The organism is Nitrospirota bacterium (assembly GCA_030645475.1).
GTDB lineage: Bacteria > Nitrospirota > Nitrospiria > Nitrospirales > Nitrospiraceae > Palsa-1315.
Map to the genome: position 1 here is coordinate 1 of JAUSMA010000018.1, position 15237 is coordinate 15237.

The following is a 15237-nucleotide window of genomic DNA, read 5'->3' on the forward strand; positions in this document are numbered from 1 at the left end:
GAGATGGTCATGCCGGGCGATAATGTGAGTGTGACGGGTGAGCTGATTAGCCCGATCGCGATGGATCAAGGGCTGCGGTTCGCGGTGCGCGAGGGCGGCAAGACTGTCGGTTCTGGCGTCGTCACCGAAATTCTGGCGTAAACCTGACTGCTGTCGCATGACAGCATGGGAGTATTGAGATGCGAGAGATCATTGATTTGGCGTGCACGATCTGCAAGCAGCGGAACTATTCCACCATGAAGAATAAGAAGAACGATCCGGATCGGCTGGAGCGGAATAAGTTCTGCAAGTTCTGCCGGAAGCACAATGCCCATAAGGAAGTGAAGTAGGCTAGGTTGCCGGCACAATGGTTGGACTGCCAGCCGTCGTAGGGGCATGGTGTCAATGGCTAGCACATCGGTCTCCAAAACCGAGAGTCTAGGTTCAAATCCTAGTGCCCCTGCCAAGCGCTTTGTAGCGGATGGGCCAGGCTCGATGTGGGTGGCTTGATGGAGAGTGGGGCGGTAGGTTCCCTCTCTTACTGGTGAAGGTGAGGCGCGCATGTTCAGAAAGTCGATAGATTCTATCCGAGAGTTTTTCAGCGATGTGCGTGGTGAGTTGAAGAAGGTCTCGTTTCCGACTCGAGCCGAAACGGTTGGGTCTACGACAGTGGTCATTGTGTTTTGCGTTATCATGTCCTTGTATCTGTCGTTCATCGATTCAGTTCTCGTCTGGGTCGTGGGTAAAATTCTGTAAGTCGTGAGCTGTGAGTGTGAACGGCCGCAGGGCAGGTAGTTAACCAATGATCCGAGGGTAGGGCATGGCAAAGAATTGGTACGTCATTCATACCTACGCGGGATTTGAGGGGCGGGTGAAAACCAGCTTGCTCGAACGGGCCAATCAAATGGGGTTGGTTGAGAAGCTGGGGCAGGTACTCGTGCCGACGGAAGATGTGATTGAGATCAAGGATGGCAAGCGTCGAACGTCCCGGCGAAAATTTTTCCCCGGGTACGTCATTGTCGAGCTGGAGTCCCCGCTGATCGATGAAACCTTGCAGATGATCAAGGAAACGCCGAAGGTCACTGGGTTCGTCGGCGGCGGTGCGCAGCCCACGCCCCTGTCGTCTGAAGAAGTGGATTCGTTGCTGAAGCAGGTTGATGCGGGCGCGTCAGGTCCCCGCGAGCAGGTCAAGTTTATCAAGACGGATAATGTGCGAATCATCGATGGTCCATTCCTCGGGTTTAACGGCGTGGTGGACGAGGTGGATCATGATCATAGCCGTATTAAAGTCTTGGTCAGTATTTTTGGGCGCTCCACTCCGGTGGAGCTCGGGTTCTTGCAAGTGGAGCGGATTTAATTTCCGAAATGGTCGAACGCGCGTAGGAGCTTAGGACATGGCCAAAGAAGTATCGGCACAGATCAAATTGCAGATTCCGGCTGGGAAGGCGAACCCTGCTCCCCCGGTCGGACCGTCGCTGGGACAGCACGGCGTCAACATCATGGAGTTTTGCAAGCAGTTCAACGCAAAGACTCAAAAAGAGGGCGACAGTATCATTCCGGTGGTGATCACGGTTTATAAGGACCGGTCGTTTACCTTTGTGATGAAGACCCCGCCGGCGTCTGACCTTTTGAAGAAGGCGGCTGGAATCATTAAGGGATCTGGCGTTCCGCAGAAGGATAAGGTCGGCAAGATCACGAAGGTACAGCTGCGTGAGATTGCGCAAAAGAAAATGACGGATCTCAATGCCGCCGATCTCGAGGGCGCAATCAAGATCATTGAGGGAACGGCACGTAGTATGGGAGTGGTGGTTCAGGGGTAGTGTGCACTCACGTGCAGGACTGCTCTCTCAGTGTTTGCGCAGTAGGGGTTGGGCGTGAAATTGTGTGTGATGGTGTAAGGGGGAAATCGCAATGGGAAAGAAGATGAGGGCGGCGGTAGAAAAGCTTGAGCCTCGGGCCTATGCCTTGCGGGAGGCAGTTGAGGCTGTGAAGCGGTCGTCTTTTGCCAAGTTCGATGAGTCCGTCGATCTGGCGCTCCGTCTCGGTGTCGATCCGAAGCGGGCCGACCAGATGGTCCGTGGGACGACCTCGCTGCCGCATGGCACGGGGAAAAAAGTTCGCGTGTTGGTATTCGCCAAAGGAGAGAAGGAGCAGGAGGCGCGGCAGGCTGGCGCTGATTTCGTCGGCTCCGATGAACTGATGGAGAAGGTGAAGGGTGGATGGCTGGAGTTTGATTGCGCCATCTCCACTCCGGATCTGATGGCGGCGGTCGGAAAGCTCGGAAAGGTGTTGGGTCCTCGCGGGCTCATGCCGAATCCGAAAACCGGAACCGTTACGTTCGATGTCGGGAAAGCGGTATCTGAAATCCGAAAAGGCCGTGTCGAGTACAAAGTCGAAAAAGCTGGGATTGTTCAGGTGCCTGTCGGGAAGGTCTCGTTTAAGCCTGAGCAGTTGCATGAAAATGCCTCGGCGGTTCTTGAGGCGGTGATTAAGGCGAAGCCTGCCTCGTGTAAGGGGCGCTATCTGATGAGCGCGACCCTTTCGAGCACGATGGGGCCTGGCGTGCAGCTTGATGCGATGGCATTGGCCAAAGAATGGAGTTAGTCCGGGTGTCGCAGCGCGGAAGGGGAGGGGTTAGATTATGAAGAAGGACGAGAAAGCGACAGCGGTTGCGGAGTTGACGGAGCGATTTGGCCGTGCGCGGCTCGCAATTATCACCGAGAGCGCTAAGCTCTCCGCAAACCAGGTTACGCAGCTTCGCAAGCAATTGCGCGGTGCGAATGCCGAATATAGAGTAGTCAAGAATACGTTGGCGGTCCGTGCTTCCGAAGGCACCATCTTTTCGGGGGTGACGGATTACTTGAAGGGGCCGACGGGGTTGGTGATCGGTTACGACGATCCCGTGCTTCCCACGAAGATCCTTCGGGATTTTATCTTGGCGGAAAAGCGGGAAGAGAAGATCAGGATCACTATCGGTGTGTTGGAGGGGAAGGTGGTGCAGCCGGCCGAGTTAGCGGCTGTCGCCAAGTTGCCGAAGAAGGAAGTCCTCATTGCGATGTTGTTGTCGGCCATGCAGGGGCCGGCGCGTGGTCTGGTGTATACGCTGAGTGCGGTCTTGTCGAAATTCGTGAGAGTCATTGCAGCCATTCAGGATAAACGAAAAGGAGAAGGGGATATGTCAGCAACAACGGCGAAATTGTCACAGGAAGAGTTGATCAAGGCCATCGAGACGATGAGTGTGCTCGACTTGGCGGATCTCGTGAAGGGTTTAGAGACCCGCTTTGGCGTCACTGCCGCGGCTCCAGTCGCAGCGGCCGCTCCAGCCGGTGGCGGCGGTGCAGCCGCAGCGGCCGAAGAGAAGACGTCGTTCGATGTCGTCCTCGTCTCTGCTCCGGCCGACAAGAAGATTCAGGTCATCAAGGTCGTTCGCGAAATTACCAGCCTTGGATTGAAGGAAGCGAAGGATCTGGTCGAAGGCGCACCGAAGCCTGTGAAGACCGGTGTCACGAAGGAAGAGTGCGACACCATCAAGAAGAAGCTCGAAGAGAGCGGCGCCAAGGTCGAGGTCAAGTAGTCTCGCTTTGATCAGTCTCTAGTGTCTCTGGGTGCCTGCCTTGTGCGGGCACCCAGTCCTAACCATTGTAGTGGAGGACCGTGGAATGTCCGAAACGACTCTGCAAGAGTTCGTCGAGCGGAAAGACTACTCTCGCATTCATAGCAGCATTGAAATTCCGGATCTGATTGAGATCCAGAAGCGCTCCTATGAGGAATTCCTTCAGCGGGAGGTCGAGCCAGAACGCCGCAAGGATCATGGGCTCCAGGCGGCCCTGGCGAGTGTTTTTCCGATTCCGGATTATAACAATACGGCCGTATTGGAGTTTACGAGTTATACGCTCGGCGCTCCGAAGTACGATGAGCGGGAATGCCTTGAGCAGGGAATGACCTATGCCGTTCCGCTGAAACTTCGAGTGCGCCTGGTCGTATTCGATAAGGAAGACAAGGGCACCAAGAAGAAAGTGCTCGATGTCCGCGAGCAGGAAGTCTACGTCGGCGAATTGCCGCTGATGACCGAGCGCGGAACCTTTATCGTTAACGGCACGGAGCGTGTCGTGGTGAGCCAGCTGCATCGCTCGCCTGGCGCCTCCTTCACGCACGATAAGGGCCGGACCCACTCAAGCGGCAAAGTGTTGTATTCCGCTAGGATCATTCCCTACCGCGGTTCGTGGCTCGATTTCGAGTTCGACGCCCGCGACATCCTCTATGTGCGTATTGACCGTCGACGGAAAATGCCGACCACCATTCTGTTGAAGGCCTTCGGCTTTTCGAGCGACGATCTGCTCAAGATGTATTACCCGGTCGAAGAGATCCGGGTCGTCAAGGGCAAGATGCTTCGTAAGCTCGATCCTGAAATCCATCATGGTTTGCGTTGTTCAGCGGAAGTGCTTGAGAAGGGCAGCAAGGAGCCGTTGGTCAAGGAAGGCGCCAAGCTCACGAAGGGACTCATTGCGAAGCTCAAGGCAGCCGGAGTGAAAGAGATTCCGCTTGCGCCGAGCGAGTTAATTGGCCGTGCGGTCCTGACCGAGCTGGTCGACTCCAAGAAGAACGTGATCGCTGAGCGAAATCAGCGGCTGACGGCAGAAATTGTTGAAGCGTTGCTCGACAGCGACATCGAAGAGTTCAAGGCGATCTATTTCGATACCGTCACGTCGACGCCGGTGATCCTGGACACGTTGGAGATGGATAAGACCACCTCGAAAGAGGAAGCGATGGTCGAGATCTACCGGCGGTTGCGGCCGGGAGAAACGCCTTCAGTCGACACGGCGCGAGCGCTCTTTGATAATCTGTTTTCGAACTCCAAACGGTACGACCTCTCGCCGGTTGGGCGTCTCAAGTTGAATAAAAAGCTGGGTCTCGATCTGCCGTTGGAGCAACGGACGTTGACCGCGCAGGACATGGTCGAGGTTATCCGGTATCTTGTGAATTTAAAGCTGGGCAAGGGCGAAATCGACGACATCGACCACTTGGGCAATCGTCGCGTTCGTTCGGTCGGAGAGTTGCTGGAGAACCAGTTCCGGCTCGGGCTGGTCCGTATGGAGCGCAGTATCAAGGAGCGGATGAACCTCCTCGATATGGAAACGGTGCTGCCGCATGATTTGATCAATGCGAAGCCTGTTGTCGCCGCGGTCAAAGAGTTCTTCAGCAGCAGTCAGTTGTCCCAGTTCATGGACCAAACGAATCCGCTCGCGGAAATTACACACAAGCGGCGGCTGTCCGCGCTCGGTCCCGGCGGTTTGACCAGGGAACGGGCGGGCTTCGAAGTTCGCGACGTCCATCCTTCGCACTATAGCCGTATTTGTCCGATCGAAACGCCGGAAGGTCCGAACATCGGATTGATCACGTCGCTGGCGACCTATGCCCGCATCAATAAATTCGGATTTATTGAGGCGCCCTATCGCAAAGTGGTGAAGGGGAGAGTGACGGACGAGATCGAGTTTCTTTCCGCGATCGAAGGGGACAAGTACATCATCGCTCAGGCGAACTCGCCGATCGATGCATCCGGCCGCTTGCTGTCCGAAACCATTTCTGCGCGCTCTGCCGGAGACTTTGTGACTGCCACATCCGACAAAATCGAATATATGGATGTGTCGCCGAAGCAGGTGGTGAGCGTGGCGACGGCATTGGTGCCCTTCTTGGAGCATGACGACGCCAACCGTGCCTTGATGGGATCGAACATGCAGCGTCAAGCTGTGCCGTTGCTGGTGTCCGAATCCCCGTTAGTCGGGACGGGTATGGAAGCGGTCGTTGCGCGTGATTCTGGTTATGTGGTGCAGGCCAAGCGGGCCGGTGTGGTGGAAAGTGTAGATGCCACGAGGGTCGTGGTACGTGCCGACTCCAAAGAAAATCGGAAGCGGAACGATGCCGGCTTAGACGTGTACGACTTGATCAAGTTTCAGCGATCGAATCAGAATACGACGATCACGCAGACGCCTGTGGTTCGGCTCGGGCAGCCGGTGAAGGTTGGGCAGGTCTTGGCGGACGGTCCTGCCATTGATCACGGCGAATTGGCCCTAGGCAAAAACATTCTTGTCGCCTTCATGCCGTGGGGCGGATATAACTTCGAAGATGCCATTCTGCTGAGCGAAAAGCTCGTGCGGGAAGATGCGTTTACCTCGATTCACATTGAGGAGTTCGAGGTTGAGGCCCGCGACACCAAGCTCGGGAAGGAAGACATCACCCGCGATATTCCGAATGTCGGAGAAGAAGCGCTTCGCGATCTCGACGAAAGCGGCATCATTCGTATCGGGGCTGAAGTGAAGCCTGGCAATATTCTGGTCGGGAAGGTGACGCCAAAGGGCGAAACCCAGCTCACGCCGGAAGAGAAGCTGTTGCGGGCTATCTTCGGTGAAAAAGCCGGAGATGTGAAGGATACGTCGCTCACGGTGCCGCCGGGCGTCGAGGGTATCGTGGTCGATGTGAAAATCTTCTCGCGCAAGGGCCTCGATAAGGACGAACGATCCAAGAGTATCGAAAGCGAAGATGCGATGAAGCTTCAGCGTGACCATCACGAAGAGCTCCGTATCATCGATGAAGAAAAAACGAAGAAGATCCGAAAGCTCCTGCTTGGGAAAGTGGTCGGTCGTGACTTGATGGATCCTGAGAGCGGCGATGTCATTCTGAAGAAGAAGGGCAAGCTGACTGCAGAGATTCTCAAGCGGCTGCCGGACGAGACGGTCCGGTACATCATTCTGAGCGATCCGGATGAGCAAAAAGAGCTGGAAGATGTCGAACGACGGGCGAAGGAACAGATCGAGATTCTACAGACGCTGTATGACGAGAAGGTCGGACGCCTGAAGCGGGGTGATGAGTTGCCGCCTGGCGTGATCAAGCTCGTCAAGGTTTACGTCTCGATGAAGCGCAAGATTCAGGTCGGCGACAAGATGGCCGGACGGCACGGCAATAAAGGCGTAGTCTCTCGGGTCTTGCCCGAAGAGGATATGCCCTGTTTGCCGGACGGGACGCCGGTTGAAATTGTGCTCAATCCGCTCGGTGTGCCGTCACGTATGAACGTCGGTCAGATCCTCGAGACTCACCTGGGCTGGGCTGCCAAGGCGCTGGGAATCAAGGTGGCGAGTCCGGTGTTCGACGGAGCGTCAGAAGCAGAAATTAAGGATTTGCTCAAAAAAGCAGGTCTTCCGCCCAGCGGGCAAACGATGCTGATGGACGGTCGAACCGGTGAAATGTTCGGCAGTCCCGTGACGGTCGGCTACATGTATGTCTTGAAGTTGCACCACTTGGTGGACGACAAGATTCACGCCCGGTCGATCGGTCCTTATTCGCTCGTCACCCAGCAGCCGCTCGGTGGTAAGGCGCAATTCGGCGGCCAGCGGTTGGGAGAAATGGAAGTCTGGGCGTTGCAGGCTTACGGTGCCGCGTCCACGCTGCAAGAGTTCTTGACGGTGAAGTCTGACGACGTGCCGGGCCGATCGCGGATGTATGAAGCGATCGTGAAGGGTGAGCCATTCCTGGAGCCTGGATTGCCCGAGTCGTTTAACGTCTTAGTCAAAGAGTTGCAGAGTTTAGGGCTCGACGTCGAACTGGTTAAGTCGCAAGACTAACCCATTTGTGTGCCGGCCTGTGCGGCCGGCATCAGAGGAGGTCACTACTTTGGAAGGCGTCTATACATTATTTGAGAAGCCGCGCGATGCGGTTTCATTCGATTCGATGCGGATCAAGATCGCGTCGCCCGAAAAAATTCGGTCGTGGTCGTACGGCGAGGTGAAGAAGCCGGAGACCATCAATTACCGGTCGTTTAAGCCGGAAAAAGATGGACTGTTTTGTGCGAAGATTTTCGGTCCGATCAAGGATTGGGAATGCAACTGCGGTAAGTATAAGCGGATGAAGCACCGCGGAATCGTCTGCGACAAGTGCGGCGTCGAGGTCATTCAGTCTAAAGTCCGCCGAGAGCGCATGGGCCATATCGAGCTCGCGGCGCCGGTGGCGCACATTTGGTTTCTCAAGGGAGTGCCGAGCCGGATCGGAACCTTGCTCGATATGAGCTTGAAGGGACTGGAACGGATCCTCTATTTCGAGAGCTATGTCTGCGTCGATCCAGGATCGACTGACTTGACGGAAAAGGAGCTGGTCTCGGAGGAAAAGCTTCGCTCTCTCCAATCTGAATACAGCCCCGGCTCCTACAAGGTCGGTATCGGTGCCGATGCCATCCGTGAGTTGCTCCGTAAGATTGATATCACGGCCAAGTGGGATGAGATCAAGGCCAAGGCGAAGACATCTGCTTCCGCGGCGTTGAAGAAGAAATATGCGAAGCAGTTGAAGGTCATCGAGGCGTTCCGCAAGTCCGGGAACATGCCCGAATGGATGATCATGGATGTCATCCCGGTGTTGCCTCCTGAGTTGCGTCCACTTGTGCCGCTAGACGGCGGACGATTTGCGACCTCGGACCTGAACGATCTGTATCGCCGCGTCATCAACCGGAACAATCGTTTGAAGCGTTTGATCGAACTGAAGGCGCCGGGCGTGATTATTCGAAACGAAATGCGGATGTTGCAGGAAGCGGTCGATGCTCTCTTCGATAACGGCCGGCGCGGTCGTGCGATTCGTGGGCCGAATAAGCGGCCGCTCAAGTCATTGAGCGACATGCTGAAGGGCAAGCAGGGGCGTTTCCGTCAGAACCTGCTCGGTAAACGGGTCGATTATTCTGGCCGAACTGTCATTGTCGTGGGACCGGAACTTCGCCTGCACCAATGCGGTTTGCCGAAGAAGATGGCGCTCGAACTCTTCAAGCCCTTTATCTTCCATAAGTTGGAGGAGCGAGGTGCGGCAACGACGATCAAGAGTGCCAAGCGTTTGGTTGAAAAAGAACGGCCGGAAGTATGGGACGTACTGGATGAGGTTATCCGCGAGCATCCCGTGCTGCTGAACCGTGCACCCACATTGCACCGTCTCGGTATTCAGGCGTTCGACCCCGTTTTGGTCGAAGGCAAGGCCATTCGGCTGCATCCGCTGGTCTGTGCCGCGTTCAACGCCGACTTCGACGGAGACCAGATGGCGGTCCACGTTCCGCTGTCGGTTGAAGCGCAGGTCGAGGCACGCGTGCTGATGATGTCGATCAATAACATCCTCTCGCCTGCGAACGGCAAACCGATCGCGGTGCCGTCGCAAGACATGGTGCTCGGTTGTTATTGGCTGACGAAAGAGCGTGGCGGCTGTAAGGGCGAGGGTAAATTATTCGGCTCGCCGGAAGAAGTGCGCATTGCATTCGACGCAGAAGCTTTGGAAGTGCATGCACGAATTAAGGTACGGGTCGAGGGCGCGCTCGTTCAGACCACGGTCGGGCGAGTCATTCTGTCGGAAGTGCTTCCTGCTGACATGCCGTTCGCCAACGCGAACAAGCTCATGACCAAGAAGGAAATGACGAAGCTGATCGATACGGTGTATCGCCAGTGCGGACATCGTGAGACCGTCACGTTCCTCGACAAGGTCAAGGACCTGGGATTCCATTATGCCACGCGGGCAGGTATCTCGATCTGCATCGACAATATGCATATCCCGACCAAGAAACAGGAGTTGCTTGGGAAGGCGCAGCATGAAGTGACTGAGATCGAGCGGCAATATGCCGAGGGATTGATCACTAACGGTGAACGTTACAATAAGGTGATCGATATCTGGGCCCACGTGACCGAACAAATCGCGAATGAAATGATGAAGGAGCTAGGCGCGGGTGGTGACCCGAATAAGGCCGAGTCCTTTAATCCGATCTTCATGATGGCAGACTCGGGCGCTCGTGGTAGTTCGCAGCAGATCCGTCAGCTGGGTGGTATGCGCGGATTGATGGCCAAGCCGTCCGGTGAAATCATCGAGACGCCGATTACCGCCAACTTCCGCGAAGGCTTGACGGTGTTGCAGTACTTCATTTCGACGCACGGTGCCCGTAAGGGATTGGCCGACACGGCGTTGAAGACAGCCAACTCCGGTTATCTCACGCGTCGGTTGGTCGATATCGCGCAAGATGTGATTATCAACGAGATCGATTGCGGCACCACCGATGGCATCATTGTGAGTGCCTTGGTCGAAGGTGGCGAAATTATCCAGCCGATCGAAGAACGCGTATTGGGTCGTTTGGCGGCGGAAGATATCCGTGATCCTGTCACGGGTGAGATCATCGTCTCCTTCAACGAAGAGATCGATGAAGACCGCACCAAGGCGATCGTGGAAGCCGCGGTCGACCGCGTGAAGATTCGTTCGGTGCTGACCTGTCAATCGCGACGCGGAGTGTGTCGCTCCTGTTATGGGCGCGACTTGGCCCGCGGGCGGTTGGTCGAAAAGGGCGAACCGGTCGGTGTCATTGCAGCGCAATCGATCGGTGAGCCGGGAACACAGCTGACTATGCGGACGTTCCACATCGGAGGAACGGCGAGCAAGGTGGTTGAGCAGACCGTGACCGAGTCGAAACATGCCGGTACGATCAAGTTTATGAGCTTCGACGCCAAGAAAAATGCCGACGTTCATAACGCCGGCATTGCGGTTCAGAATAAAGAAGGCGAATGGGTCGTCATGAACCGGAATGCGAAGATCGCCGTTGCCGATGAGAGCGGGCGTGAACGCGAAAAGTATTCGGTCGTCTATGGCGCCAAGATCAAGGTGAAGGATGGCGGTCGCATCGAGTTGGGTCAGAAATTGGTGGAGTGGGACCCTTACTCATTGACCATTTTGACTGAGGTGGGCGGCAGGGTTGCGTATGGAGACATCGTGGAAGGTATCACGATGAAGGAAGAGTTCGACGAAGTGACCGGTCTCTCCCGCAAGGTCATCGTCGAGCATAGTGGCGCGACGTTGCGCCCTCGCGTATCCGTCAAGGATGAGAGCGGGAAGACAGCCAAGGTTGCCGCGGCGGCGAACGTGGCCCGCTATCTGCTCCCGGTCGGCGCGCATATTTTCGTCGAAAAAGGCGCACTCGTGACGCCTGGTGATGTGTTGGCGAAGATTCCTCGTGAGACGACCAAGACGAAGGACATCACGGGAGGTCTGCCTCGCGTCGCTGAGTTGTTCGAGGCCCGGAAGCCGAAGGAGACGGCGGTCATCAGCGAAATCGACGGTGAAATTTCCTACGACGGTTTCGTGAAGGGCATGCGCAAGGTGCTGGTCAATAATAAGATGGGCGACGTGAAGGAATATTTTATTCCTAAGGGTAAACACGTCAACGTGCATGAGGGCGATTGGGTGAGGGCCGGTGAGCCGTTGATGGACGGATCGGCGAACCCGCACGACATCCTCGACGTGCTGGGCCCGAACGAGCTGCAGAAGTATCTCGTCGATGAAGTGCAGGATGTGTATCGCCTGCAAGGCGTGACGATCAACGACAAGCATATCGAGATTATTGTGCGGCAGATGTTGCGCAAGGTTCGAATCGAAGATCCTGGCGATACGGAGTTCCTGCCGGGCAGCCAGGTCAGTAAGATGTTGTTCGATGAGGAGAATGAGCGAGTCGTGGCGCGGGGCGGCCAGCCAGGACTCGGGAAGCCTGTCCTACTTGGTATTACCAAGGCAGCGCTGACTACGGATAGTTTCATTTCTGCGGCTTCATTCCAGGAGACCACCCGTGTCTTGACGGAAGCGGCGATCAATGGACGCGAAGACAAGCTGCTAGGACTGAAGGAGAATGTCATTGTCGGTCGTTTGATCCCGGCAGGAACGGGCTTCGACGAATATCGCGACACATTCGTCATTAGCCCCAAGCCGGAGCCGGTGATTGCGGGTCAGGGAGAGGCAGCGGCGTTGACGCATGAAGGGGTGGGAGCGGGATCGGAAGGGCCTGCGCGCTCATAATCCATGCGGCGTTGAATGTGACTTGACACCGCGGCGGATGATCACTATAATCCGCGGGCTTTACACTTGAAGAGTTGAGCAGAGCAGTCAAACTGTGCTGAAGATGAGAGTGACGAACTAATGCCAACGATTAATCAGTTAGTCAGAAAAGGCCGCAAGCTGGCGCATGCGAAGACGAAGAGCCCTGCGCTCAAGTCCTGCCCGCAGAAGCGCGGTGTCTGCCTCCGTGTTTACACCTCAACTCCGAAAAAACCGAACTCGGCGCTGCGTAAAGTTGCGCGCGTCCGGTTGACCAACGGGATGGAAGTGACGACGTACATCCCCGGCGTCGGCCACAATCTGCAAGAGCACTCCATTGTGCTTGTGCGCGGTGGTCGTGTGAAGGACTTGCCTGGTGTGCGTTATCACATCGTCAGAGGTGCCCTTGACGCTGTCGGTGTGGCGGATCGTAAGCAGAGCCGTTCGAAGTACGGAGCGAAGCGTCCAAAGTAGGGGTAGATAGATTGTCTCAGTTGGTAACGAGAGAGTGAATGACACATGCCAAGAACTAGATTTTTAGATCAGCGCGATCCGCTCCCTGACGTACGATATCGGGATAAGCTCGTCGGGAAATTTTTGAATATCCTGATGTCTGGTGGCAAGAAGAGTACGGCCGAGCGTATTTGCTACGGCGCCTTCGATGTCATTCAGGAGAAGACTGGTAGTGATCCGCTCAAGGTGTTTCGGACGGCGATCGATAATGTCAAGCCGGTTGTCGAAGTGAAGTCGCGTCGGGTGGGTGGCGCTTCGTATCAGGTGCCTGTTGAAATTCGCCCGGCACGCCGGATGTCGCTGGCTCTCAGGTGGCTGGCGGAGTATTCGCGGACTCGCGGCGGCAAGAGCATGCGGGAGAAGCTTGCAGCTGAGCTGCTTGATGCGTCGAATAACACGGGTGCGGCGGTGAAGAAGCGGGAAGATGTGCATCGAATGGCGGAGGCCAATAAGGCGTTCGCGCATTATCGCTGGTAGGATTTTTCTGTGCTGCAGCTGGGCCGTACTGCGATCCGCCTATGCGGGTGCTTGTAGGTTGCAGTATTTCATCGGCCTTGTTTGCGGCATGTGTATTTTTAGGGGATCTTCGTGGCACGTCAATCACCATTAGAAAAAACTCGCAACATCGGCATTATGGCCCACATTGATGCCGGTAAAACGACGACGACCGAGCGCATTCTCTATTACACCGGGATTTCGCATAAGATCGGTGAGGTGCACGAGGGCGCAGCCACGATGGACTGGATGGAGCAGGAGCGTGAGCGCGGCATCACGATTACGGCTGCAGCTACAACCTGTTTCTGGCGCGATCATCGTATTAATATTATCGACACTCCAGGGCACGTCGATTTCACGATTGAAGTCGAGCGCTCTCTCAGGGTGTTGGATGGGGCTGTAGCGGTGTTTGACTCTGTGCAGGGGGTTGAGCCGCAGTCCGAAACGGTCTGGCGGCAGGCTGATAAGTATAGTGTGCCTCGCATTGCGTTCATGAATAAGATGGATCGCATCGGCGCGGATTTCTATACCAGTGTCCAGACGATGATCGACCGGCTTGGGGCCAATCCAATTCCGATTCAAATTCCGATTGGTAAAGAGTCGGAGTATCGTGGGTCTATCGATCTCATCACGATGAAGGCCTACGTGTATGACGATGAGACGCTTGGCGCCAAGTATAAAATCGATGAGATTCCGGCAGACCTCCTTGATCGGGCCAATGAATATCGCGCCAAGATGGTTGATGCCGTCGCTGAGTTCGATGAGCAGGCGATGGATAAGTATTTGAATGGCCAGCCGTTGTCCGAAGAGGAAATTCGTCGAGCCATTCGTGCCGGTGTGCTGTCGATGAAGATGACGCCGGTTCTCTGTGGAACGGCTTTCAAGAATAAGGGTGTTCAGCAGTTGTTGGACGGGGTCGTTGATTTCCTTCCGTCTCCGCTGGATGTCGAGTCTGTGACCGGGGTCGATCCGAATACCGAGAAGGAAGTGAAGCGGTTTCCCTCGGATAGTGAGCCGTTCGCCGCTCTCGCTTTCAAGATTATGACGGATCCGTTTGCTGGCCAGCTCACGTTTCTGCGGGTCTACTCTGGCACGTTGAAGACGGGGACTTCCGTTGCGAACGTGACGAAGGGGACGAAGGATCGGGTTGGGCGTCTCCTGAAGATGCATGCAAACAAGCGCGAAGACATCGATGTGGCCTATGCGGGTGACATTGTGGCGGCGGTCGGATTAAAAGGGGCGACGACCGGAGATACGCTAGCGGATGAAAAGCAGCCGGTTCTGCTTGAAGTCATGAAATTCCCTGAGCCGGTCATCGCCATGGCGATTGAACCGAAGACCAAGCAGGATCAAGAGAAGATGGGTTTCGCGCTCCAGAAGCTGGCGCAGGAAGATCCATCTTTCCGGGTCAAGACGGATGAGGAGACCGCTCAGACCATCATCGCGGGAATGGGTGAGTTGCACCTCGAGATCATCGTCGATCGCATGATGCGTGAGTTTAAGGTTGAGGCTAATGTCGGAAAGCCGGAGGTCGCCTTTAGGGAAACGATTCGTAGGAAGGCCGAGGCGGAGGCGAAGTACGTCAAGCAGACGGGTGGCCGTGGTCAGTATGGCCATGTCGTGTTGACGGTCGAGCCGGCTGAGTCCGGTAAGGGGTTGGAGTTTATTAATAAGACCGTCGGTGGATCTATTCCTAGGGAATTTATCCCGGCAATCGAAAAGGGTGTGAAGGAGCGGCTAGACTCCGGCGTCATCGCCGGCTACCCGCTTCGCGATGTCAAGGTTACGGTGATCGATGGATCGTTTCACGATGTAGACTCGAATGAAATGGCCTTTAAGATCGCCGGTTCCATGGCATTTATCGACGCTTGTAAGAGGGCTGATCCTGTTCTTCTTGAGCCGATCATGAAGGTTGAGGTTGTGGTTCCTCAGGATTTTATGGGCGATGTGATCGGGAATCTGAACGGCCGCCGCGGCAAGATTCAAGGTATGAAGTCTCGGGCTGCTGCGCAGGTGATTGATGCCTCGGTGCCGCTCAGCGAAATGTTTGGATATGCAACCGATCTTCGGTCTCGCACGCAGGGGCGCGCAACGTATAGTATGGAATTCGACCGGTACGATCCGGTGCCTCGGCAGATTTCAGAGGCGATCATCGCGAAGTATCGGGGCGAGTAGTCTGATTGACTTTTGAGCAGGACGGAAGGAGCGGTTATGGCGAAGGCGAAATATGAGCGGCGGAAGCCGCATGTGAATATCGGGACGATCGGACATGTGGACCACGGCAAGACGACGTTGACCGCGGCCTTGACCAAGGTGAGCGCGGATAAGGGTATGGCCAAGTTCATCAGCTACGACGAAGTGGCGAAGGCGAGCGAAAGCCAGGGTCGG

General features: G+C 55.7%; 13 protein-coding genes, 1 tRNA gene and 1 pseudogene. All 15 read left to right on the forward strand.

The annotated features are described in order from the left end of the window. On the forward strand, nt 1–141 hold a 141-nt coding region (tuf, locus tag Q7U76_05525), incomplete at its 5' end, for an elongation factor Tu (GenBank protein ID MDO8355830.1). Nucleotides 142–179: 38 nt separating this feature from the next. Then, nucleotides 180–329 (forward strand): 50S ribosomal protein L33, encoded by a 150-nt coding sequence (gene rpmG / locus Q7U76_05530; protein ID MDO8355831.1) that lies wholly within the window; start codon nt 180–182, stop codon nt 327–329. A 40-nt stretch (nt 330–369) separates the two neighbouring features. Next, a tRNA-Trp gene (locus Q7U76_05535) sits at nt 370–445 on the forward strand. Nucleotides 446–540: 95 nt separating this feature from the next. Continuing rightward, a complete protein-coding gene (gene secE, locus Q7U76_05540) occupies nt 541–735 on the forward strand; it encodes a preprotein translocase subunit SecE (GenBank protein MDO8355832.1) in 195 nt (64 codons plus the stop codon). Between the two features lie 64 nt (nt 736–799). After that, complete coding sequence (gene nusG, locus Q7U76_05545; GenBank protein ID MDO8355833.1) at nt 800–1336, forward strand: transcription termination/antitermination protein NusG; 537 nt, start codon at nt 800–802, stop codon at nt 1334–1336. Nucleotides 1337–1373: 37 nt separating this feature from the next. Continuing rightward, nucleotides 1374–1799 (forward strand): 50S ribosomal protein L11, encoded by a 426-nt coding sequence (gene rplK / locus Q7U76_05550; protein ID MDO8355834.1) that lies wholly within the window; start codon nt 1374–1376, stop codon nt 1797–1799. 91 nt (nt 1800–1890) lie between these two features. Beyond that, nucleotides 1891–2583, forward strand: coding sequence for a 50S ribosomal protein L1 (gene rplA / locus Q7U76_05555; protein ID MDO8355835.1), 693 nt, complete (start codon nt 1891–1893; stop codon nt 2581–2583). A 37-nt stretch (nt 2584–2620) separates the two neighbouring features. After that, a pseudogene (rplJ, locus tag Q7U76_05560) lies at nt 2621–3127 on the forward strand (50S ribosomal protein L10). A gap of 27 nt (nt 3128–3154) precedes the next feature. Further along, a complete protein-coding gene (gene rplL, locus Q7U76_05565) occupies nt 3155–3553 on the forward strand; it encodes a 50S ribosomal protein L7/L12 (GenBank protein MDO8355836.1) in 399 nt (132 codons plus the stop codon). 85 nt (nt 3554–3638) lie between these two features. Then, complete coding sequence (gene rpoB / locus Q7U76_05570) at nt 3639–7595, forward strand: DNA-directed RNA polymerase subunit beta (GenBank protein ID MDO8355837.1); 3957 nt, start codon at nt 3639–3641, stop codon at nt 7593–7595. A gap of 49 nt (nt 7596–7644) precedes the next feature. After that, entirely contained in the window at nt 7645–11823 is a 4179-nt protein-coding gene (gene rpoC / locus Q7U76_05575; protein ID MDO8355838.1) for a DNA-directed RNA polymerase subunit beta', read from the forward strand. Nucleotides 11824–11943: 120 nt separating this feature from the next. After that, nucleotides 11944–12315, forward strand: a complete 372-nt coding sequence (rpsL, locus tag Q7U76_05580; protein ID MDO8355839.1) for a 30S ribosomal protein S12 — start codon at nt 11944–11946, stop codon at nt 12313–12315. A 45-nt stretch (nt 12316–12360) separates the two neighbouring features. Then, complete coding sequence (gene rpsG, locus Q7U76_05585) at nt 12361–12831, forward strand: 30S ribosomal protein S7 (GenBank protein MDO8355840.1); 471 nt, start codon at nt 12361–12363, stop codon at nt 12829–12831. A gap of 111 nt (nt 12832–12942) precedes the next feature. Beyond that, entirely contained in the window at nt 12943–15024 is a 2082-nt protein-coding gene (gene fusA / locus Q7U76_05590) for an elongation factor G (protein ID MDO8355841.1), read from the forward strand. A 36-nt stretch (nt 15025–15060) separates the two neighbouring features. After that, nucleotides 15061–15237, forward strand: a 177-nt coding sequence (locus Q7U76_05595) for a GTP-binding protein (GenBank protein ID MDO8355842.1), incomplete at its 3' end; no start/stop codon positions are given.